Origin of the sequence: Lyngbya aestuarii BL J (assembly GCF_000478195.2) — a bacterium.
Taxonomy (GTDB): domain Bacteria; phylum Cyanobacteriota; class Cyanobacteriia; order Cyanobacteriales; family Microcoleaceae; genus Capilliphycus; species Capilliphycus aestuarii.
This window is the reverse complement of the sequence record NZ_AUZM01000245.1, coordinates 1-1,072: the sequence shown is the minus strand read 5'-3', so window position 1 is coordinate 1,072 and position 1,072 is coordinate 1. Positions and strand designations below refer to the sequence as shown.

Genomic DNA, 1,072 nt, shown 5'->3' with positions numbered 1-1,072 from the left:
TCCGTTGAACCTTAGCAACTGTTTTTCTGGCTCCTTCTTCAGTTAAGGGTTCGTATTTTTCCTGACTCCAATCAAGAATTCGCTTGGCATAAAAACGGTTAAGATAGTTAGTAAATCCCGAGAATTTTTTCTGTGCTTCCTCCAGTGTTAAAGAAAAACTTTCAAGCCCAGAAGCGAGTTCCTTGAAATAGGATTCGATATTCATAATTACAGAAGCACAGGAATTTGAAAATTCACTTCGAGCTTTTTCCAGCGTTGCCTGTTTTTGGGTATTCAGTTGCTCGTACAAAGACTCTGAAATTTTGTGAGCCGCCTCACGACGTTTCTGATCTTTGGATTTGAATAATCCAGTAATACCTCCGATAATTCCAGCAACAATTCCTACAGGTATTGCAAAAGGTGATGAAAACAATAGAAGAACTGTACTGGCTACCCCTAAAATAATTCCGCCAATTCGCAGGATATGTTGAGTATCCCAAGAATCTTGTTCTGTGAATTTAAAGTTATCGCCGCCAAGTTCAGCAACCAACTGTAATTCATGGCCGATTTCCTCTAATATCTCTTGAACTTCACGCTTAAACTGTTCACCTGCTTCCTGAAAAGCAGACTTTAAACGCTGTTCTAAATTGAGAGATTTTAGCCTTTTCTCCCAACCGAGTTTCAATCCCAACTCGTTTGAATTCCAATGTTCCTCTGCAAACGATGGAACAGCATTAATCGCCTCTTGAAATATCGTTTCGATTTCTATTTGTAAGTTGCTGCGGCTATCTTTGAATGCGATCTCAATTTTCTTTCTGATTTCCTCCTGTTTGCTTTGAATTGTTTCTGCTAATTGTCCATAAATTTGAGCTTGTCCTGCAACCCAGTCATAGGGTGTATTAATGGCGCCGACAGTCGAACCGAGTAGAGTTTGCGATCGTCGAATAGTTCCGTATTGAATCAAAGACTCGCGAATAGAATCTAAAAAATCTTGCATTCGACTGGCTTTGAATAATTCCTCTTGGCGATTTTCATGTTCGGGTTCGCGGGAAAGTTGAGCCGCCAAAAGCATCACCGGAACAATGGGAAAGTA

General features: G+C 40.3%; 1 pseudogene. It reads right to left on the bottom strand.

What is annotated here, in order from left to right:
- Positions 1 to 1,072: pseudogene (locus M595_RS27845) on the bottom strand (GTPase); the annotation flags it as partial.